The organism is Pseudomonas sp. S2_A02, from assembly GCF_054668495.1.
The window spans coordinates 3,610,940-3,632,160 of record NZ_CP162776.1; the positions used below are offsets into that span (position 1 = coordinate 3,610,940).

A 21,221-nucleotide genomic window follows, 5' to 3' on the forward strand; every position below is an offset into this window, starting at 1 on the left:
AAGCGTGGAACGTTATTGTCACGCTATGAACGCCAGACTTTGACCAAACGCCCGAGCGCTGCATTGATTGTCGCCTCGGGCACCGCCGCAAAACCCAGCACCAGTCCTGCACGCTGGTCCACCGGACGCTGCGAATCCGGTAACCAGTAGTTGCTTAGTGCATTGATTTCAACATCGACACTGGCGGCCTGCTCGATCAACTCCTGCTCCCGAGCTTGAGAGTTGACCGCTATCGTCAAATGCAGACCTGCGGCGACATTCGGCGGAACACCAACACCAGGAATATCTCGAGGCCAGCCGGCAAGCAATGCGTTGCGTCTGATCAACGCCGCACGCCGCATACGCCGTATGTGCCGTTGAAAATGTCCAGTCGCCATGAACTCGGCCATGACCGCTTGCGTGCTGACTTCCGAATGCCGCACGTCTACCGCACGCCGCCGGGAAAATGCCTCGACCAGCCCCATCGGTAATACCAGATACCCCAGCCGCAACGCCGGGAACGCAACCTTGCCGAAAGTCCCGACATAAAGCACCCGGGCGTGACGATCCAGTGCAGCCAAAGGTGCTAGAGGCGCGCCGCTGTAACGGTATTCACCGTCGTAATCATCTTCAATGATCCAGCCTTGCGTGCGTTCGGCCCAAGCCAGCAATTCAAGGCGTCGCGCGAGACTCATGACGACACCGGTCGGGTACTGATGGGATGGCGTGACATAAGCGAGACGGCAATTCTCAATCCCGGCCAGTTCGGCACAATCAATGCCCTCACTGTCCACCGCAATCCCGTGCAATCGCGCGCCGGCTACAGCGAAGGCATGACCCGCCGCTTGATACCCCGGATTTTCAATGCCCACTCCATCGCCAGGCTCCACCAGCAACTGTGCACAAAGGCTAATCCCCTGTTGCGCGCCACTGGTGATCACTATTTGCTCAGCCGAGCACTGCATGCCCCTTGAGCTGCGCAAGTAGGCCGCAATCAATCCGCGCAAGCGTTCATCACCCGCCGGATCGCCATAACACAGTTGCTGTAAATCCGGCTTACGCCAGAAAGCCGCGTTCAGCTTGGCCCAGACCTCGAAAGGAAATAGATCGAAGGCCGGAACGCCAACCCGAAATGCCCGAGGCGGACCACTGGGAGGCAAGGCCAAATGATTCTTTTCAACCCTGCCCAAAGCACCACTGTGGATAACTTTACTGGATGAAACCACAGGTAAATCCAGCCAATTTGTGGGTAAGGCTGTGGGTAACCCTGTTGAAAACCCTGTGGATACTTTTGTGGATAATTTTTTCACCGATACCGCGGCTTGAGGCAATTGCGCGACATAAGTCCCGTCACCCACGCGCCCCTCGATGAAGCCCTCAGCGTAAAGCTGATCGTAGGCACGGACCACGCTGTTACGGGAAATCGATAACGCCGCCGCCAAATCGCGACTGGCTGGCAGTCGTGTGCCGCTGGTCAATCGTCCGTCGAGCACTCGCACCCGCAGCGCTTGATAGAGCTGACGACTCAGGCCCTGACGGCGGTCAAGCTCGATACCCGCGGGGTTGAATGAAGAAGGAAGTGGCGTGTTCGACATGATAATGGACCTATGAAATTGGTCATTAATGGCTCTTACAACAGACCAATAGCCTGCCTAGGATGCAGGCATTCGCCAAGGAAAACTTCCATGTACACGCCCGGTTCTTTCGCCATCGATGATTTGAATGAACTGCATCAGCAGATTCTCGGGACTCGTCTCGCGGTCTTGGTCACCCACGGTGAGCAAGGCCTGCAAGCCAGTCATTTACCTTTGCTGCTCAATGTTGATCAAGGCCCGAATGGCACCCTATACGGCCACTTCGCCCGGGCCAATCCGCAATGGCGGGAATTGCAAAACGGCGCCGAGGCGCTGGTGATTTTTGCCGGTGCGGATGCTTACGTCAGCCCGGGGTTTTACCCGAGCAAAGCCGAACACGGCAAAGTCGTGCCGACCTGGAACTACGTCGCCGTGCATGCCTATGGCATGGCCGAAGTGTTCACTGACGCCGATCGCCTGCGCAATCTGGTCAGCACGCTGACTGATCGCCATGAGTCGGGTCGCACAAATCCATGGAAAGTCGCCGATGCCCCCACCGACTACATTGATGGCATGCTCAAGGCCATCGTCGGTTTTGCCTTGCCGATCCAGCGTCTGGAGGGCAAACGCAAGCTCAGCCAGAACCGCAATGCTGCAGACATCGCCGGTGTGCGCGAGGGGCTGGCCGCCAGCCCTGATGTGCACGACCAGGCCCTCGCCCACTTGATGCCTTAAGGAACCCACATGAGTCAGATCGACATCCGCCAGGTCACCGCCGACGATCACGCTGCCTGGCTGCCGTTGTGGCAAGCCTACTTGCGCTTCTACAACACCGAATTGCCCGATGCAGTCACCCAGAGCACCTGGCAGCGCCTGCTCGACCCGAGTGAACCGACCCATGGGGCGCTGGCTTGGGCCAATGGCAAAGCGGTGGGCATGGTGCATTTCATCTACCACCGCTCGAACTGGAGCATCGAGAACTCCTGTTATCTGCAAGACTTGCTGGTGACGCCAGAAACCCGTGGCACCGGTGTCGGTCGGCAACTGATCGAATTCGTCTACACCACGGCCAAGGCCGATGGCTGCTGCAAGGTTCATTGGCTGACCCACGAAACCAACGCCACCGCGATCCAGCTCTATGAGCGCATCGCCGAGCGTCCCGGCTTCATCCAGTTTCGCCACGCCCTATAAGGTTCAAGGAGAGCAGCATGTCGACTTCACTCGCGGACTGGAAAGGCGTTCCGCCGCCCTCGGTTCAGCTGATCGAAGGGCGTTTCATTCGCCTGGAAAAACTTGACCCGCCCCGTCACGCCGACGGCTTGTGGAAAGCCCTCGAAGGCCCGGGCTCGGATCCGAAACTCTGGGACTATTTGCCTTACGGTCCATTCCCGGAGCGCAGCGCGTTCAACGACTGGCTGAACAACCACGCGGCCAACAGCGACCCGTATTTCTTCACGGTGATCGACCGCGCCAGCGGCGAGGTGCAAGGTATTCTCAGCCTGATGTCGATTGTCCCTGCTCAGGGCCGCATCGAGATCGGCCATGTGACCTTCGGCGCAGCCATGCAACGCTCACCAAAAAGTACCGAAGCGGTTTACCTGCTGGCCAGGGAATCCTTTGCCTTGGGTTACCGGCGTCTGGAATGGAAATGCAATAACGGCAATGCCCGCTCCAAATACGCGGCCGAGCGATTGGGGTTCAGTTTTGAAGGGGTTTTCCGCCAGCACATGGTGGTCAAGGGTCAGAACCGAGACACGGCGTGGTATTCGACTCTGGATTCGGAATGGCCGGCGATTGGCGCTGGGTTCGAGCGGTGGCTGTCCGATGAAAACCAGACGGAATCGGGGCAGTTGAAAACGTTGGCGGAGTGCCGCCAGTAATCTTTGGCGCCCGGACGGACGCCATCGCGAGCAGGCTCGCTCCCACCTTGGAACGTTGTCGAACACAATACACGTGTTCACTGAAGATCTATGTGGGAGCGAGCCTGCTCGCGAATGGCATCACGCCAATTTCTGGGCGAGCACCGCAATATGCTCCGGCCCGATCCCGCAGCAACCGCCCAAATGGCTGGCTCCGCGCTTCTGCCAATCTGCCGCCCACTGTAAATAACCCGGTGGGTCGAGATCGTCGCGCAACGGGTCCAGGCCGTCATTGGCCGTGGCCTCTTTCGGCTGCGGCGGGAAGGCATTGGCGTACGCGCCGATGTGAATCGTCACCCCCAAGCGTTCGAAAGTTTCCCGCGCCGCATCAATCGCCGCGCCGATCACTTCGGGCTGGCTGCAATTGAACAGCAAGGTCTCGACACCCAACTCAGCTGCCGCCGCAGCGGCCTCGGCCACGGGCTCACCCGAACGCAGACGCGGCACTTCGTCGGTGTCTTCATCCTTCAGGGTAAACGACAGCCAGAACGGCTTGCCGTCCTTTGGCAGTCCGGCATGGATCGCCCGTGCCTCGACAATCGAGCTCTGGGTTTCGGCCAGCCACAGGTCGACATGGGGCGCCAGGCCATTGACCAGAGGTGTCAGCAGTTCAGTCACCCGCGCGGCGTCAAACAGGTCGGGGCGGTAGGAGCCGAACAATGGCGGCAATGAACCGGCCACGCGCACCGGTTTGCCTGCCGCATCGACTGCACGACGGGCCAGTTCACCGGCCAACGCCGCGAGCGCCTGGCCTTCAGCCGCAAAACGCTCTTCGCCTATATGGAACGGCACCACCGCGTAACTGTTGCTGGTGATGACGTTAGAACCGCTTTCAATATAGGCCGCGTGCACCGCCTCTACGGCTTGCGGCGCCTCGCTCAAGGCCAGCGCCGACCATTCGGGCTGCCTGAACGGCGCCCCGCGGCGTTGCAGCTCACGACCCATGCCGCCATCCAGAATTACCGCATTTGCGCCCATATGCTTTTCACTCATAAGCTTATGAAAATAACTCACTATCAGAGTCGTTCTTATAACTATTTAATACGCACCACCCGGTTAATAACAACCTCTTTTTTTTCAGGGATCAACTGTGAAATTTCAACCACTGCTGGCCCTGGGCCTGACGATTTTGGCTGCCTCTACCCAAGCCTTTGCGGGCGCTACTCTGGATCGCATCGAGCAAAAGAAAGAACTGGTGGGCGTGTTGATGGAAAGCTATCCGCCCTTCTCGTTCCTCAACGATCAAAACCAACTCGACGGTTTCGACGTCGATGTGGCCAAAGCCGTGGCAGACAAACTGGGCGTCAAGCTGCGTCTCGAAACGCCGTCCTGGGATGTGATCGCCGCCGGTCGCTGGAGCGGGCGTTATGACATCTGCATTTGCTCCATGACCCCGAGCAAGGCCCGCGCCGAAGTCTTCGACTTCCCGGTTGAATACTACGCGTCCCCTGCCGTGATCGTGGTCAACGCCAAGAACGACAGCATTCACAACGCCAAGGACCTGAGCGGCAAAAAAGTCGGCCTCACCAGCGCCTCCAGTTATGAAAGCTACCTGAACAAAAACCTGGTAATCGAAGGCGCCGAAGACACCCAACTGCAGTACCCGTTCGAGAACGTGCAGATCGCCCCGTATGACACCGACAACGTGGCCTTCCAGGATTTGGGCCTGGGTGCGGGAGTGCGTCTGGATGCGATCCTCACCAACCTTGTCACCGCCCAACCACGCCTGAATGAAGACAAGCGCTTCAAACTCGCCGGCCAGCCGCTGTACTCGGAGCCGAACTCGGTTGCCATCGAAAAAGGCGACGCCCAGTGGGACGCCAAAGTGCGTGAAGTTTTCGCTCAGTTGAAACAAGACGGAACCCTGAGCAAACTGTCGCAAAAATGGATCGGCGCCGACATCAGCAAATGACTTCTTTCCCCAAACCACCTCAGCCGCCGCAACCGGTGGCTGAGTCGTTGCTGCAACGGATTTTCGGATTCCGTACTCGGCTGTACCTGACCTGGGCAGCCATGTTTGGCTTGTTCGCGAGTTTCTTCCTGAGCTTCGACCTGAAGTTCTCGATCATCCTCGACAAACTGCCGAACCTGATCGGCCTGCACCTGGCACCCAACGGCTTTCTTCAAGGCGCAGCGCTGACGTTGTTCTTGTGCCTGTGCTCAATCGTGACGTCATCGCTGCTGGGCTTCATTACTGCACTGGCGCGGCTATCGAAAAGCGCGGTGGCATTCGGTATCGCGAGCTTCTATGCCTCATTCTTTCGCGGCACACCGCTGCTGATCCAGATCCTGCTGATCTACCTCGGCTTGCCGCAACTCGGTATCGTGCCCGGCGCCATCGCCGCCGGCATCATCGCCCTGTCGCTGAACTACGGCGCCTACCTGAGTGAAATTTTCCGCGCCGGCATCCTCGGTGTCCCCCACGGCCAACGTGAAGCGTCATTGGCCCTGGGCATGCGCGAAACCGTGATCTTCTGGCGCGTCACCCTGCCCCAGGCCATGCGCACCATCATCCCGCCCACCACCAACCAATTCATCTCCATGCTCAAGGACTCGTCATTGATTTCGGTGATGGGGGTTTGGGAGGTTATGTTTTTGGCACAATCGTATGGGCGCTCGAGCTATCGCTATATCGAGATGCTGACGACGGCGGCGGTTATTTATTGGGTGATGTCGATTGGGTTGGAGCTGATTCAAGCGCGGATGGAGCGGCATTATGGGAAGGCGTATTTGCATAAGCGCTGAGTTGTCAGACCGCAAAAATAAACCGTGATCAATTGAAACAGGGGGAGTAGAACTCCCCACTATTGATTCTGTGTCCCGCGCAAGCGAATGTCCTCTGAGACTATATTGGTTCAGTGACGAATACGTTAAGGCTCGATAGTCGACTCACGCCATTTTGTAGCAGTACGAGATTTTCGGGCTCAGACATAAACCATGCAAAAGATCCCCAAGCCAAACCGGTTACTGTTTTTTTGAACCCGGCGGCTTCCCTATCCGCATAAGCGGTAACAAAAGCGACTTGTGATCGACTGAACCCACCTTTGTCAGTGATCGCATACAACGCGTCTTGCCTGCGCGGCGTAACGGCTCCGTCACTGGCCACGACTTCAACAAATACGATCAATGGTTCGACCGGACCAAGATCTACCAGAATCAAGTCCGGTAGATTTTTTTGAGCTTCTATATCGAGGCCAATCATTGATGCCAGCTTGAGATCAGGATGGGCAACCTTATTTCCTGATTCACTGAGCCAGATGACACCCGGACTTTCCAAGAACTTAGTAGCAAAAACCTCAACAACTGCTTTCGAGATATCAGAGCTAGGTCCTGACACTAAGCGACGAGTGTCCCCATTCGGGAAGTAGACCAAGACTCCTTCCTTCCCTGATGTCCCTGCCCGCATTAGCGATACACGTGCTCTTGCGCTACGGGAGAGATGTTTTCCCTGCCACGACAAAATAGCGGCGCTCAAATCCTCTTCTACAAGGCCTGGATCAAAAAGAGCTGCCAGGTCAGTCTTGAGCGCATAGCGAGGAACCCCTGATGTCGTAGGTACATCCGCGCGCTCGAGTACAGCGCCCACTACCAATAAACCTTCCCGCAAAGTTTCGTCGCGAATAGGCTCACGAGTATTGTCGGCGTACCAACGGTTACCCGGGATCTGAAAGGCTTTTTTTCGCAAATTCGCACGATAATTCAGACGAGCAGCCTCGCAGCAATCTTCCGCCTGCATATCCGTCATTCGGTAAACATGTACAGGTCCAAGCCAGACATCTGCACCCTCAACTGCCCCGATGTAAAGCATCGCGAAAACTGTGCTCGCCGCCAGCTCGCGTGTGCAATAAGAACGGTTAGGCGTTCCTTCCGGAAAGATCAGAGGCAACCTTTCAGATATCAATGCTCGTGAGACATAGGGTGGTAACACTATTTCTTCCTTAAAAAAGCTTGGAGCAAGCAGATTCGATGGATTCCTTTGAACTACCGGACTCCACTAGCCTCGTTAATTCCTTCAAGGCTGACGGCGCGGGCAGCGGCAATGATTCCAGCTCATAAGCTGAAACTGCCACGGAACCACTAACACAACGAAACGCACGATCAGCCGCCCCGCTATTTAGAAAAGCGGCAAGCACTGAAGCTTTAACTTTTGGAGCGTCAGTTACCGGTCTGACCATATTGATGTGGTTCTCGATAACAACACCACCATGTGCCTGCAAGAACGCGATGGGTAAGGCTGTCGCAATGAGACGACGGCTCTGCTCTTTAGCTGTAGTGCGTTGCAAGAGAACACAAGGTTGAGTCGTTACCAACCACTGATCCGATGGTTTCAGCTCGAAATACGGAGCATGGTTCTTTTTTTCTGCGCGGAAAATGAATTCGCCATTGGCAGTAATGGCTTCAGCCCAAATCAGTGGTAACCGGTTACTGCCCGGTTGATAGGTCAATTGTGATTTATGACGATTCCAGACCAATGGACCTGTGCTGACCCCATACCCCCAATCAGCAAGGCGGTAAGGCATATTAACAAGCTTCGCTACAAGCTCAGTTTGACTAGAGTTTCTGGGCAGCAACCATGGCAGGGTGAGATTTTTCGGGAGAGTAATCGAACCCGTATCTCTAGCTTTGATCACTCCTTCAGACGACGTGATCTCAGAAACCGCGACTGGTACTGCCTCTCCAGCTCTGCGATAGGTAGTGAGTGCCATTTCCTGTAGTACATCATCAAACACGCCTTTGCGAGCAGCGACAAAATCAATTGCAATTGGAGGTGCTTCCTGGCCTATCAACGCACGAAGATTTTTGAAATAACCTCCCGCAAGAAATGAAGTCGGTGTGACATAAGCGATCAAACCACCAGGCTTGGTTTGGCGAATCGCAAAATCAGTAAATAGGCCGTAGAGGTTGGCATGTCCGTACAGCGAGCGTTTGTATAGCTCTCGTGTCTCGGCATCAAGTTTCGCTCTACCATACGGGGGATTCCCAATGACCAAATCAAACCCGTCTTTGGTTGGACTATGGCGCAATGAATCACAAACAGTGACCATGACTGGGAGCCGTAGGCCAGAAGGACGACTGATTGGCAGCAACACAGCGTCTAGCGCAACTTGGCTCAGCCAGGCACCGAACGGATCAATTTCAAAGCCGTGCAAACGGTTACCAATGCTTTGCAACAGCAACTTTGGACTGCAATGAGCAAGCGTCTCCATGATTCGCTGCGCGATCGGCGCAAGGAATGCACCGCCGCCACACGCCGGATCCAGAACACGACATTTAGCCCAATCAACATTAGCCGATGAAGCCTGATCTATGAGCCGGGAGGTCAAAGCTGGCGGAGTGTAGAAAATACCGTACTCACCACGGTGTTCCACAGGAAGCATGCTGGTGTAGGTGAGACCGATTTGGTAAGCCGCCGTCTCAGCATCAAACTTGGCTGCAGCCAAACCAATCTGTTCCGCTAGAAAACTGGCGGAGTCAGAGAGCGATGAAGTCTCAAATGCAGCGATGGGTGCTCGAAGCTCTTGAGGAACGATCTCATGCTCGGTAAGACCACGCCACCAAGCCTCAATAACTCGAGCACCAAAGGTTCTGGCCAAGACAAGCTGATTGTCTGCTGGAAAGGTGTTCGACATTGTACGAGCCATCGTCCGAGCAGCCGCCAATGATTGAATCGGCGCCTCCAAAGCGAATGGATCATCCAACTCAGCGAATGTGATTTGCGCCTCTTTTGCCATACACCCCCCATTGCGGGTCGCGATTCTACCTTGCTTTGAAGGTCCAGGCGTCCCGCCTATCGCTGTTACGCGATGTTGCGTTAAAAAAAGATATTCAACAATTGGCAATTGATCCGGTTAGAGAAAATGCCCAGATATCGAAAGCCCATAAAGCTGTATAAATATACAGCTTTATGGGCGGAGTGCTAATGAATCAGCCAAGCGGTTTTATGCCTTACAAGCCTGTCAGGGTTTAAGTTGAATGGCCGGAGGTTGATGCACCAGTGCCGAATTTTCCCTCCAATTCAGCGCATCCAACCCACCGCCGCGGATTGATTGGGCAGTGCTAGACGAGCTTTTGATATTTCGCCAACGGACACGTCCTGAAGTGCTGTAAGGAAAGACGCCTGATGGACGGGTGAATCAGTACAGGATCAAAGCCCGTTATTGATTCGGCTACAAGCGACGTCTCTGCGCCTTGCGCAACACTCGGAAATGCCCGGCATCCGGGCATTGGCATCGATTTTAGAGTTTGGTCTCCTTTACGAGAGGCTGAACCCGATGCCCATCCGACACACTTTTCGACCGCATTACATGGCTCTGGCGATTTCCCTCGCCCTCGGCCACGCCACTTCCGCGAATGCTCAACAGCCAACCACCATCCCGCCGTCACTCGCTGACCACATGGCACGGATCGAGACACTCATCAATGATCCAGTCACCGTTAAAACACCGGTAACCAAGACAGAATCAGGTTCTGACGGTGTCGCATTAAAACTGGGTGATTCCAATGATCTGGTCACGGTCAGCAGACGCGGACGCTTCAATGGGGTGGTCGATGGCGGCGGCGGTACCAACGCATTGCAACTCGATGTCATAAGCGGTGGCGAACTGGGGGAAAGCCGGAATTTTAACTACCTGCACGTCAATCGAGGCGAGTGGACTCTGACGGGGACAGGTGACTTCTCCGAAGGCGCCATAGTGAAGGAGAAAGCTGCGTTAACTAATCGCGGGCACATTTTCGGCCAAGTGTCGGTTGATAAAAAAGCGACCTTTCGCGGCAATGGGCAAGTCGGTCACTTGCTGGTCGCCGGTCGGCTTGAGGTCAATGCGATGCACGGTGCACCGCGGATAAGTGGCAATCTCGATCTGCAAAACACTGCCGAACTGGCCTACGAGGTGAATGCCGATGGTCACAGCGAAACGATCCAGGTCGACGGCACCGCCAAACTTGGCAATGCCACACTGAAAATCGTCACTGTGCCGGGTGAATACCCATTGAGTAGCCAGCACACCATTATTAAGGCCGACAAAATCGAAGGCGAATTTGGCAAGGTTATCAATGACTTGGCCTTCATGGCCCCAACCTTTCAATACGAGAAAAAGACTGTTGGCTTTATCCTCACTCGTAATAAGGTGCCGCTTGAAAGCGCCGCCAGAACCGAAAACGGCCGGGAATTCGCCAACAGCATTGATGAGCCAAAAGAGATTCCACAAGCAGAGTTGTCATCTGACACGATACACAACGTCAGCACTGCTCCGGATCTGACCTATGTCGTTGAAGCCTCCGGCACTGCTCCAAATTCACCACCTGACATTGAAAATGCAGCCACTGTTCCTACTCCTGCTACCGAAACTGCCGTCACCCGCCTGAACGTCGCGCAAACGTCCATCACCGCTTCGCTTGCACCGCCTGCCAGCGAACCATCCGGCACTGCTCAGGCGCAATCTCCTGCCCCCCAGCCCACTGTCGTAGCTGTCATGCCTCCCTCCTCGACGAACGCCGCTATCAATGCCCTGCTTGGCGCCAACAAAGCCACCGCCGCCCGGGCCATTGAACAACTGGCCGCAGGCAGCAACGCCAATCTGGCCAATGCCACGTTAAGCAGTGTTCATCCGGTCAGCGCCAGCATGTTGGCAGCCATGCGCCAACTGGATAACCCCGATGGTCTAAGTGCGCTAGTGCCGCGTGCTGCGGCAGACAGCGAAACCAGCGGCCGGCTCTGGGTTCAAGCGTTGGGCAGTGCAGGCACGCTGGATCGCAACCGGGGCGGCAGCACTCTGCAACACTCCACCAAAGGTTTGGTGCTCGGCGCGGATTGGGCAGTCGATGAGCAGTGGCGAGTGGGCGTGATCGGCGGTAAATCGCTGACCCGTCTGGACGGCAGCCAACTGAACGGCGACCTGGACAGCTGGCACCTGGGTGCCTACGCCCTGCGCCAAGGCGGTCCGCTGGCATTGCGCCTGGGCGCAACTCACAGCAACCATGATGGCAGCACCAAACGGCGGGTAGCGTTCAACGGTTTCAGCGATCGCCCGAAAGGCAGTTACGACGCCAGCACTCAACAAGCCTTTACAGAGATCGGTTACAACCTCGGCAGCGGCAATATCAGCGCCGAACCCTTTGCCAACCTCGGATACCAGCGTTATCAGCGCAACAGCTATACCGAGAAAGGAGGTGCAGCGGCACTGCAGGTCCACGGGCAAACGCAGCACAATGTCAGCAGCACCTTCGGCCTGCGCCTGGCACAGCTCAATACGCTGGATAACGGCATGCAACTGACGCCACGATTCAGTGCCGGCTGGAAACACACCTACGGTGATGTCGACAGCAGGACTCATCAAAGACTAGTAACCGGCGGCAGGACTTATACCGTCGAAGGCGCCGCTCTGGATCGCGACAGCCTGACGCTTGATGCAGGGCTGGAGCTGGCTGTTTCGACACGGCATACGTTGGGTGTCGGTTACAACGGAGAGATCGGCCATGACGGCCGCAGTCATGGTGTGATGGGGCAATGGCGAATGGCATTCTGATAAAGCCACTGACTTGATGCAGAACCTGTGGGAGCGAGCCTGCTCGCGAATGCGGTGTGACATTCAGCATCATGGTTGGCTGATACTCCGCTATCGCGAGCAGGCTCGCTCCCACATTTGGCAGGTGGAATCCCGGGCGAAAAAAGGGGAGCACATGCCCCCCCGAGGTTTAAAACGGTCTATCGAGGCTGTTAACTCAGCCTTCGATCTCGATCAGGATCTCGCCCGGGTTCACCCGGTCGCCCTTGGCCACGTGGATGGCGGTGACTTTGCCGGCGATGGCCGATTGGACTTCGGTTTCCATCTTCATCGCTTCGGTGATCAGCACGGCCTGGCCGGCTTTCACGGTGTCGCCTTCCTTGACCAGCACATCGACGATGTTGCCCGGCATGGTGGTGCTGACGTGGCCCGGTGCTGTGGCTTGCTTGCGCTTGCTGCTGCCACCGCTGACGAATTCGTTGAGCGGTTCGAACACCACTTCTTCCGGCATGCCGTCGATGGACAGATAGAAGTGGCGCTTGCCTTCCGACTTGACGCCGACACCGGTGATGTCGACGCGGTAGGTTTCGCCGTGAACGTCGATGACGAACTCGGTCGGCACGCCTTCACCGCCGACCGACGCCACGCCGCCCGCTTCCGGAATCGGCAACAGCACCTCTGGTGTGAGGGTGCCGGCTGCGCGCTCTTCGAGAAACTTGCGACCGATGTCCGGGAACATGGCGTAGGTCAGCACGTCTTCTTCAGACTTGGCCACGGCACCGATTTCGGCACGCAGCTTGGTCATTTCCGGCTTGAGCAGGTCGGCCGGACGCACGTCGATCACTTCTTCGCTGCCGATCGCCTGGCGACGCAGCTTTTCGTTCACGGTGCCTGGCGCTTTGCCGTAGCCGCCTTGCAGGTAGAGCTTCACTTCGTTGGTGATGGTCTTGTAGCGCTCGCCGGCCAACACGTTGAAGAACGCCTGGGTGCCGACGATTTGCGAGGTCGGGGTCACCAGCGGTGGGAAGCCGAGGTCTTCGCGAACCCGCGGGATCTCCGCCAACACTTCGCTCATGCGGTTCAGGGCGCCCTGCTCTTTCAACTGGTTGGCCAGGTTGGAAATCATCCCGCCCGGTACCTGGTTGACTTGAACGCGGGTATCGACGGCGGTGAATTCGCTTTCGAACTGGTGGTACTTCTTGCGCACGGCGTAGAAGTACAAGCCGATTTCCTGCAACAGCTCCAGGTTCAGGCCGGTGTCATATTCGGTGCCTTTAAGAGCAGCGACCATCGATTCGGTGCCCGGATGGCTGGTACCGGAAGCGAAGCTGGAGATCGCGGTGTCAATGTGATCGGCACCGTTTTCGATGGCCTTGAGTTGGCACATGGTGGCCATGCCAGCGGTGTCGTGCGAGTGAATAAACACGGGCAGCGATTGCTCGGATTTCAATGCCTTGACCAGTTCGCCAGTGGCGTACGGAGTCAGCAAGCCGGCCATGTCTTTGATCGCCACGGAATCACATCCCATGGCTTCCATTTGTCTGGCTTGTGCCACGAACGCGTCAATGGTGTGCACTGGGCTGGTGGTGTAAGCGATAGTGCCTTGAGCGTGTTTGCCGGCAGCTTTCACCGCTTCGATGGCAACTCGCAGGTTACGCACGTCGTTCATCGCGTCGAAGATGCGGAACACGTCGATGCCATTGACCGCAGCCTTGGCAACGAAGGCTTTGACCACATCGTCGCTGTAGTGGCGGTAGCCCAGCAGGTTCTGGCCACGCAGGAGCATTTGCAGACGCGTATTAGGCAAGGCCGCGCGCAGTTGGCGCAGACGCTCCCACGGGTCTTCTTTCAGGAAGCGTACGCAGGCGTCGAAGGTCGCGCCACCCCAGCATTCCAGCGACCAGTAGCCGACTTTGTCGAGCTTGTCGCAGATCGGCAGCATGTCTTCGGTACGCATGCGGGTGGCGAGCAGCGATTGGTGGGCGTCGCGCAGGATTGTGTCGGTAACGTGGATTTGTTTGCTCATTGTTCTATTCCTCACAGGCCTGCGTGGGCGGCGATGGCGGCGGCGATGGCCAGGGCCAGCTCTTCGGGTTTGCGCTTGATCGAGTAGTTGGTCAGTTCAGGATGGCTTTCAACGAAGCTGGTGTTGAACTGGCCGCTACGGAATTCCGGGTTACGCAGGATTTCCTGGTAGTACGCGGCGGTGGTCTTGACCCCTTGCAGACGCATGTCGTCCAGAGCTCGCAAGCCACGGTCCATCGCTTCCTCCCAAGTCAGCGCCCAGACCACCAGTTTCAAGCACATGGAATCGTAAAACGGCGGAATGGTGTAACCGGTGTAGATCGCCGTGTCGGTGCGCACGCCGGGACCGCCGGGCGCGTAGTAACGAGTGATCTTGCCGAAGCTCGGCAGGAAGTTGTTTTTCGGGTCTTCGGCGTTGATCCGGAACTGCAGCGCGAAACCGCGGTGCTGGATGTCTTCCTGTTTCACCGAAAGCGGCAGGCCGGACGCGATGCGAATCTGCTCGCGAACGATGTCGATGCCGGTGATTTCTTCGGTGATGGTGTGTTCCACCTGCACCCGGGTGTTCATTTCCATGAAGTACACCTCGCCCTCGGCGAGCAGGAACTCCACGGTGCCGGCGTTCTCGTAACCCACAGCCTTGGCCGCACGCACCGACAGGTCGCCGATGTAGGCGCGCTGTTCCGGGGTCAGTTGCGGGCTCGGAGCGATCTCGATCAGCTTCTGATTGCGACGCTGGATCGAGCAATCACGCTCGAACAGGTGCACCACGTTGCCGAAGCTGTCACCGAGAATCTGCGCTTCGATGTGTTTCGGATTGACGATGCATTTTTCCAGGAACACTTCCGCCGAGCCGAAAGCCTTGGTGGCTTCGGAAATGACCCGTGGAAAGGCTTGTTCGAGTTCTTCGCGGCTGTTGCAACGACGAATACCGCGGCCGCCACCACCGGATGTGGCTTTGAGCATCACCGGGTAACCGATGCGGTCGCCTTCGGTCAGGGCTTCTTCGATGCCCGACACGTTGCCTTCGGTGCCCGGGGTAACCGGTACGCCAGCCTTGATCATGCTGCGGCGCGCTTCGGTCTTGTCGCCCATACGGCGAATCACTTCAGCCGATGGACCAATGAATTTGATACCGCGTTCGGCGCAGATGTCCGCCAGTTCGGCATTTTCCGAAAGGAAGCCGTAGCCGGGGTGCAACGCATCGCAACCGGTTTCCACCGCCAGGTTCACCAGCTTGCGCGGGTTCAGATAGCCGGCCAATGGCTCGGCACCGATGCTGTGGGCCTCGTCCGCCCGCTTCACATGCAAGGCATGGCGGTCGGCGTCGGAATAGATCGCGACCGAGCGGATGCCCATCTCGGCGCAGGCACGCACGATTCGTACGGCAATCTCACCACGGTTGGCGATCAGGATCTTTTTTATCACTTGGAGGTTCCCTTGAGCCGGTGGTACCCACGACCTGTCAGACCAGGTCGGCGCGTGACCAAATGTTTCAATTCAGTTGCAGCTCCACACTAGCCTTCGCAAGGGATTAACAAAAATGAATAATAATTGGGTCATGCATAAGCAAAGACTTATAGTTGAGTCATCAGCCTTCGCTCAGGATGCATAGAAAATGCGTAAGTCATTGATGCGTATGACATTGCGTCAATTGCAGATCTTCAATGAGGTGTGCGACTTAAGGTCCTACAGCCGCGCGGCGGACGAAATGTCTCTCACACAACCTGCCGTGAGCCTACAGATTCGTCAACTCGAAGAGCTGATCGGCCAACCCTTGTTCGATTATGTCGGCAAAAAACTTTACATGACCGAGGCGGCCGAAGCACTGCAGCGCGCCAGCCGGGACATTTTCGGGCGCCTGGAAAACCTCGATATGCAGCTGTCGGACATGCAAGGCTCGTTGCAGGGTCAGCTGAAACTGGCGGTGGAATCCAGCGCCAAGTATTTCGTGCCGCACCTGTTTGCCGCCTTCAAGCGTCAGCACCCGGAGGTGAATCTGCAACTGACGGTGGTCAACCGTGGGCAGGTGATCCGGCGGTTGTCGGATAACCGCGATGATTTGGTGATCATGTCGATGGTGCCGCAGGACATGGGGCTGGAGTTCTTGCCATTTCTCAACAACCCGATTGTCGCCGTAGCACCACCGGATCATCCGCTGTGCCACATGGGCCCACTGCGCTTACAGGATCTGGAGCCCTACACACTGCTATTGCGCGAATCCGGCTCCGGTACGCGATTAGCCTGCGAAGAGTATTTCAAAGAAAAGCGCGTGCACTTCAACCAGACCCAAGAAGTCTCATCGGCCGAAGCCCAGCGTGAATGCGTACTCGCGGGTCTGGGCCTGGCGCTGTTGACGCGCCATGCCCTGAACCTTGAATTGGTAACAGGCGGATTGATTGAGTTGCCCGTCGAAGAGCTGCCGCTGTATCGCAGTTGGTGCCTGGTGCAGGCAAAAGCCAAACGGCTGTCACCGGTGGCGCACGCGTTCCTGGCGTTTATCCGCAGCGAACGGATACAAATCAGCGCCCTGGTTGAGCGCTTCGACGGGAAGTTACGGGAGCTGCCTGCCAGTAATTGAGTTCGAGGTCGTCAGGAAATTCGCCAATTTCCGCCAGAAGCTGACGGCGCTCGCTGCGATCTTCGATGGCACGGCGAAATTCCATGCGGCGCTGATCTTCTTGCTGACGACGGGTTTTGACGGCGCTGTTGCGTTCTTCGTAGGGCTGAGCCATTTCGAGTCTCCCAAGGCGAGTACGGGAGTTACAAGATAGGTGCGAGGGATGACGGTTTGGCGGCGGGAAGGTTACAGCGGTGTGAACATTGGCAGATGAAAGGGGTGTTTTTGAGGACGCCTTCGCGGGCAAGCCCGCTCCCACAGGGACCGGTGGTGTTCACTCATTCTGTGCAACACAGCCGATCCTTGTGGGAGCGGGCTTGCCCGCGAAAAGGTCGGAACGACCTTCCGGCAATGTCAGATCGGGCTCAATCGTCGAGGGCTTTTACTGACTTGGGCGACAGCCGCAAGCTGCGAAGGCTGCGTTTGACGCTCTTGAGGTGATTGACCAGGCTCGGACCGCGGGCCATGGCCACGCCCATCGCCAGCACATCAATCACCACCAGGTGCGCGATACGCGACGTCAGCGGCGTATAGATTTCGGTGTCTTCGTGTACATCAATCGCCAGGTTGACGGTCGACAGCTCGGCCAACGGAGTCTGGCTCGGGCACAACGTGATCAACGAAGCGCCGCTCTCTCGCACCAGATTGGCGGTGATCAACAGATCCTTGGAACGCCCCGACTGGGAAATGCAGATCGCCACGTCGCTCGGCTTCAAGGTAACCGCCGACATCGCCTGCATGTGCGGGTCGGAATACGCCGCTGCGGTCAGCAGCAAACGGAAAAATTTATGCTGGGCATCCGCCGCCACCGCGCCTGAAGCACCGAATCCATAGAACTCGACACGCTGGGCCTGAGACATCAGCGACACAGCCCTCTGCAACTCCACCGGATCGAGTTTCTCGCGAACCTCCATCAGCGTGTGCAGGGTGGTGTCGAAAATTTTCAGGCTGTAATCGGCGACCGAATCGTCTTCATGGATCGCGAACTGCCCGAAACTCGCGCCAGCCGCCAGGCTCTGCGCCAGTTTCAGCTTCAAATCCTGAAACCCGGAGCAACCGATGGCGCGGCAAAATCGCACGATGGTCGGCTCGCTGATGCCCACGCTGTGAGCCAGGTCGGCCATGGAACTGTGCATCACCGCCGCAGGATCAAGCAGCACGTGGTCGGCGACCTTGAGCTCCGACTTGCGTAACAGGTGGCGTGATTGGGCGATGTGTTGCAGCAGATTCAAAGGGGCGGACTCTTTGTTATTGGCAGGTGCCGGGGATGTAGCACGCTTGTAGTTATACTACATGAATCGGCATTTTGCCTGCTCAATGCGTAACTCAATGTCCCCATTTCATGCGACATGCGCTCCATGTAGCCCTCTCGGTCCTTGTAGCAGCATGTGAAGCCTGCGTTCGGCTGCGAAGCCGTTGTGAAGGTGGATGCGGTTTAACAGGAAAAGTCCGGTAAGCAGGTTTACGACTGCGTTGCAGCCGAACGCAGCCTTCGGCAGCGGGCTACAAAGGGTTGGCGCCGCGACGTAGAAGCTCGGCGAGGTCGGTGGCCTCGACCGGACGACTGACCCAATACCCCTGCACTTCATCGCAACGCTCAGCTTTCAGAAACTCCAGCTGCTCGGCTCGCTCCACACCTTCAGCCACCACTTTCAACGACAACCCGTGGGCCATGGCGATGATTGCCCGGGTGATCGCCGCATCCTCACTGCTCTCCCCCAGACCGCGAATAAATGCCTGATCGATCTTCACGTAGTCCACGGGGATGCGCTTGAGATAGCTCAGAGACGAATAACCAGTGCCGAAATCATCGATCGCCAGTTTCACTCCGAGATCACGCAACTGCTGGAAGGTCGCAATGATGTGCTCGACGCTGTCCAACAACTGGCTTTCGGTGAGCTCCAGTTCCAGGTAGTGCGGCGCCAGGCCGGTTTCCTCCAGCACCTGACGCACCAGGCTGACCAGTTTTCCCTGACGCAGTTGATGTACCGACAGATTGACCGACACCCGAATTGGCTCCAGGCCCTGACGCTGCCACTCGCAAGCTTGCCAACAGGCCTGGCGCAAAACGAACTCGCCTATAGCCCCGATCAGCCCGGTTTCCTCGGCCAGACCGATGAAATCCCCCGGCGGTACCTGGCCCAGGGTTGAGTGATTCCAGCGTACCAACGCCTCGGCGGCATTCAGCCGGCCGGTGGCGAGGCAGAGTTTCGGTTGATAAAACACTTTCAGCTGCTTTTCTTCGATGGCTTTGCGCAACTGGTTCTCGAGTTGCAAACGCTCGAGCGTGCTGGCTTGCAGGCTGTCTGTATAGAACTGGAAGTTGTTGCCGCCCAAGTGTTTGGCATGCTGCATGGCCATGTTCGACTGGCTGACCAGCGCGGAAATCTCCCGCGCGGTGTCCGGCAACAGGCTGATGCCCATAGACGCGCTCATCACCAATTCATGCCCCTCGACGGTGAGCGGCAAACGCAGTTTGGTCGACAATCGGGTCGCCACCCGCGCCAGGCTCGACAGGTTGCCGTAGGTATCGAACAGCACTGCAAATTCATCGCCGGACAACCGGGCGATAGTGTCCGCTTCCGGTAGTGCATTGACCAACCGCCGGGCCATTTTTTGTAACAACTCATCGGCAATTTCGTGGCCGAGACTATCGTTGAGCAGCTTGAAACGGTCCAGATTGATGTGCAGTAACGCCAGACTGCGACGACCGCCCTGGCGCCCACGTTGATGAGCCTCGTGCAGCCGTTCGCGGAACAACGAACGGTTGGCCAGCCCCGTGAGTTCATCGTAATGAGCGAGGTAGCGCATACGTTCTTCGGATTCACGCCGAGCGGACAGATCGGCGAAGAAGCCGACGATATGACTCACATTTCCCCGCGTATCGCGCACGGCATTCAGTTGCAGCCATTGCGGATACAGCTCGCCATTCTTGCGGGCTTCGACCAGCTCGCCCTGCCAGCTACCGTCCTGCTCCAGCGCCTGACGAATCGCCGCGTAATGCCGGCGGGCATCGCGGTTGCAGGGCAACTCGACCACGTTGCGTCCGAGCATGTCATCGATGTCATAGCCGGTAACCCGACTGAAGGCCTGATTGACGGCAATCAGCGCGTAATTCGGGTCCAGAATTACAATGCCTTCGCTGGCGGCCTCAAACACCGTCGCCGCCAGTTGTCGCTGTTGCTCCAGGCCCTTGCTGGCGCTGATGTCACGACGGGTTCCGACCATGCGGATCACCCGACCGTTTTCACTGCGCTCGACCGCTCGACCACGGTCCTCGATCCAGACCCAATGGCCATCGCCATGCCGCACCCGATATTCGATCTGATAATCCTCGCTTCGCCCCTTCAAATGCTCGACCAGCGCCCGCTTCAGCGATGGCAAGTCGTCGGGGTGCAGCCTCGGCTTGAGGTGACGGAGCATCGCTGTCACGAATTCCGGTTCCAGGCCAAACAACTCCTGAAGCTGGGTGTGATGGACTTCGTCTGTCTGCAGGTTCCAGTCCCACAACCCGAGCTCGCTCGCCTTCAATGCCAGCGCCAGTCGCGCTTCGCTCTTGCTCAAGGCCTGGTTGGCGGCGTCCAGCTCCAGACTGCGTTGTGCGACTCGATTTTCGAGGTCAACCTGGGTTTCACGTAATTCGTCTTCGGCGCGGCGACGCTGGTCGATTTCCTTGGCCAGTTCGTGGTTGAGCTGATCGCTGCGACTTTGCGCCTGCTGCAAATGCTCGATCAGGGCCTGATTTTGAAAGCGTCGCAGCAACCCCTGATCGATCAGCCGATTGACCTGCCAGGCGACCACGTTCAGCGAGCCCAGCAAAATCAGCCCGAACCAGCCCCAGCCCTGTTCCTGCTCATCACCGCCCCAGAACAGATAGCCGATGGCCGGCAACAGACAGGGCAAGGTAAAGGATAGAAAAGCCGGCAGACTGACGGCATACGCAACACTGGCCGAGAGTGCCGCGGCGCCGATCAGGCCGAATACCCAGGCTTGTTGCATGAAATTATCAGCGGGCACCAACGCGATGCCGGCACCGGCCAGGGTCAGGCCTGTCATCCCCGAGCCGAGGAAGAACATACGACGCCAGACCGGATGCGCCTGACGATTGGGAATCGCCGAATCGAAGGCCGCGACTTGAATCACCCGCAATGCCACCAGCGACAATAGCCAGATCAGCCAGACGCTGACCATGAAGTAACGCTGCGGGCTCCAGAGCAAGCCCGCGCACACCAGACCGTTGATCAGCATGAACAGCGTAGGCAACAGCGAACCCTGGTACAGCAGACGCGTGCGTTCGACCGCCATCTCCATGGCGTACTGTTTGCGGATAACCCGGGGCTCCACAGAGGGGCCCGACAGGTCGGAGCTGAAGGTCATAGGCAATGTTCTTGTTCTTATAGTGAGCATGCGAGCCCGAATTGTGGACGGAGCATACACAAGCAAATGCCCGGACCAAACAGCCCAAGGTCATAAAGTAGACGAAAGTTTGAGCCGCCTACCTTGGTAAAAAAGCCGCCAGATGAGCTCCGCCAATGCTTGCAGCCGGTGACCGACCGGTCGTCATCGGTGCTTCTTTCATCGGCTAATGCAAAGCTCGGTT

The 21,221-nt window shown here is 57.3% G+C and carries 16 protein-coding genes; 7 read left to right on the forward strand and 9 right to left on the reverse strand.

Annotation, left to right across the window (positions count from 1 at the left end):
* Positions 1 to 23 precede the first annotated feature (23 nt).
* Positions 24 to 1,574, reverse strand: coding sequence for a MocR-like pyridoxine biosynthesis transcription factor PdxR (gene pdxR, locus AB4O41_RS16385; protein ID WP_460143940.1), 1,551 nt, complete (start codon positions 1,572 to 1,574; stop codon positions 24 to 26).
* 90 nt (positions 1,575 to 1,664) lie between these two features.
* Here pdxR and AB4O41_RS16390 point away from each other — a divergent pair, with 90 nt between their 5' ends.
* Genes AB4O41_RS16390 through AB4O41_RS16400 form a run of 3 tightly spaced genes read left to right on the forward strand, consistent with a single transcriptional unit; the run spans position 1,665 to position 3,433 of the window.
* Positions 1,665 to 2,288, forward strand: coding sequence for an FMN-binding negative transcriptional regulator (locus AB4O41_RS16390; RefSeq protein ID WP_460143941.1), 624 nt, complete (start codon positions 1,665 to 1,667; stop codon positions 2,286 to 2,288).
* A 9-nt stretch (positions 2,289 to 2,297) separates the two neighbouring features.
* Positions 2,298 to 2,744, forward strand: a complete 447-nt coding sequence (locus tag AB4O41_RS16395) for a GNAT family N-acetyltransferase (RefSeq protein ID WP_427627409.1) — start codon at positions 2,298 to 2,300, stop codon at positions 2,742 to 2,744.
* Between the two features lie 17 nt (positions 2,745 to 2,761).
* Entirely contained in the window at positions 2,762 to 3,433 is a 672-nt protein-coding gene (locus AB4O41_RS16400; RefSeq protein WP_460143942.1) for a GNAT family N-acetyltransferase, read from the forward strand.
* A gap of 120 nt (positions 3,434 to 3,553) precedes the next feature.
* Here the strand turns inward: AB4O41_RS16400 and AB4O41_RS16405 are convergent, their stop codons facing one another.
* On the reverse strand, positions 3,554 to 4,450 hold the full coding sequence (locus AB4O41_RS16405; protein WP_460148362.1) for a homocysteine S-methyltransferase family protein: 897 nt from the start codon (positions 4,448 to 4,450) through the stop codon (positions 3,554 to 3,556).
* A gap of 112 nt (positions 4,451 to 4,562) precedes the next feature.
* On the opposite strand from AB4O41_RS16405, the gene AB4O41_RS16410 reads away from it, so the two are divergent.
* Both AB4O41_RS16410 and AB4O41_RS16415 read left to right on the forward strand, forming a co-directional pair.
* Positions 4,563 to 5,384 carry an ABC transporter substrate-binding protein gene (locus AB4O41_RS16410; RefSeq protein ID WP_460143943.1) on the forward strand — a complete coding sequence of 274 codons (822 nt, stop codon included), beginning with the start codon at positions 4,563 to 4,565 and terminating at the stop codon, positions 5,382 to 5,384.
* Positions 5,381 to 6,217 carry an amino acid ABC transporter permease gene (locus AB4O41_RS16415; protein ID WP_460143944.1) on the forward strand — a complete coding sequence of 279 codons (837 nt, stop codon included), beginning with the start codon at positions 5,381 to 5,383 and terminating at the stop codon, positions 6,215 to 6,217. Before AB4O41_RS16410 ends, AB4O41_RS16415 begins: the two co-directional genes overlap by 4 nt.
* Positions 6,218 to 6,317: 100 nt before the next feature.
* Here the strand turns inward: AB4O41_RS16415 and AB4O41_RS16420 are convergent, their stop codons facing one another.
* Positions 6,318 to 7,400: a BsuBI/PstI family type II restriction endonuclease gene (locus AB4O41_RS16420; RefSeq protein ID WP_460143945.1), complete on the reverse strand. Its 1,083-nt coding sequence runs from the start codon at positions 7,398 to 7,400 to the stop codon at positions 6,318 to 6,320.
* Positions 7,401 to 7,410: 10 nt separating this feature from the next.
* Positions 7,411 to 9,204: an HsdM family class I SAM-dependent methyltransferase gene (locus tag AB4O41_RS16425; RefSeq protein ID WP_460143946.1), complete on the reverse strand. Its 1,794-nt coding sequence runs from the start codon at positions 9,202 to 9,204 to the stop codon at positions 7,411 to 7,413.
* A gap of 540 nt (positions 9,205 to 9,744) precedes the next feature.
* Here AB4O41_RS16425 and AB4O41_RS16430 point away from each other — a divergent pair.
* A complete protein-coding gene (locus AB4O41_RS16430) occupies positions 9,745 to 11,997 on the forward strand; it encodes an autotransporter outer membrane beta-barrel domain-containing protein (RefSeq protein WP_460143947.1) in 2,253 nt (750 codons plus the stop codon).
* 196 nt (positions 11,998 to 12,193) lie between these two features.
* Here the strand turns inward: AB4O41_RS16430 and oadA are convergent, their stop codons facing one another.
* On the reverse strand, positions 12,194 to 14,002 hold the full coding sequence (gene oadA, locus AB4O41_RS16435) for a sodium-extruding oxaloacetate decarboxylase subunit alpha (RefSeq protein ID WP_460143948.1): 1,809 nt from the start codon (positions 14,000 to 14,002) through the stop codon (positions 12,194 to 12,196).
* 11 nt (positions 14,003 to 14,013) lie between these two features.
* Positions 14,014 to 15,429, reverse strand: coding sequence for an acetyl-CoA carboxylase biotin carboxylase subunit (locus AB4O41_RS16440; RefSeq protein ID WP_007896523.1), 1,416 nt, complete (start codon positions 15,427 to 15,429; stop codon positions 14,014 to 14,016).
* 190 nt (positions 15,430 to 15,619) lie between these two features.
* Here AB4O41_RS16440 and AB4O41_RS16445 point away from each other — a divergent pair, with 190 nt between their 5' ends.
* Positions 15,620 to 16,582: a LysR family transcriptional regulator gene (locus AB4O41_RS16445; RefSeq protein WP_460143949.1), complete on the forward strand. Its 963-nt coding sequence runs from the start codon at positions 15,620 to 15,622 to the stop codon at positions 16,580 to 16,582.
* On the opposite strand, the gene AB4O41_RS16450 is transcribed toward AB4O41_RS16445, so the two are convergent.
* The 3 genes from AB4O41_RS16450 to AB4O41_RS16460 all read right to left on the reverse strand — a co-directional run bounded on the left by AB4O41_RS16450 (position 16,524) and on the right by AB4O41_RS16460 (position 20,998).
* Positions 16,524 to 16,736 (reverse strand): PA3496 family putative envelope integrity protein, encoded by a 213-nt coding sequence (locus AB4O41_RS16450; protein WP_460143950.1) that lies wholly within the window; start codon positions 16,734 to 16,736, stop codon positions 16,524 to 16,526. The genes AB4O41_RS16445 and AB4O41_RS16450 overlap by 59 nt on opposite strands.
* 250 nt (positions 16,737 to 16,986) lie before the next feature.
* Complete coding sequence (gene hexR, locus AB4O41_RS16455) at positions 16,987 to 17,853, reverse strand: transcriptional regulator HexR (protein ID WP_007896526.1); 867 nt, start codon at positions 17,851 to 17,853, stop codon at positions 16,987 to 16,989.
* 271 nt (positions 17,854 to 18,124) lie between these two features.
* Positions 18,125 to 20,998 (reverse strand): EAL domain-containing protein, encoded by a 2,874-nt coding sequence (locus AB4O41_RS16460; RefSeq protein WP_460143951.1) that lies wholly within the window; start codon positions 20,996 to 20,998, stop codon positions 18,125 to 18,127.
* Positions 20,999 to 21,221 lie beyond the last annotated feature (223 nt).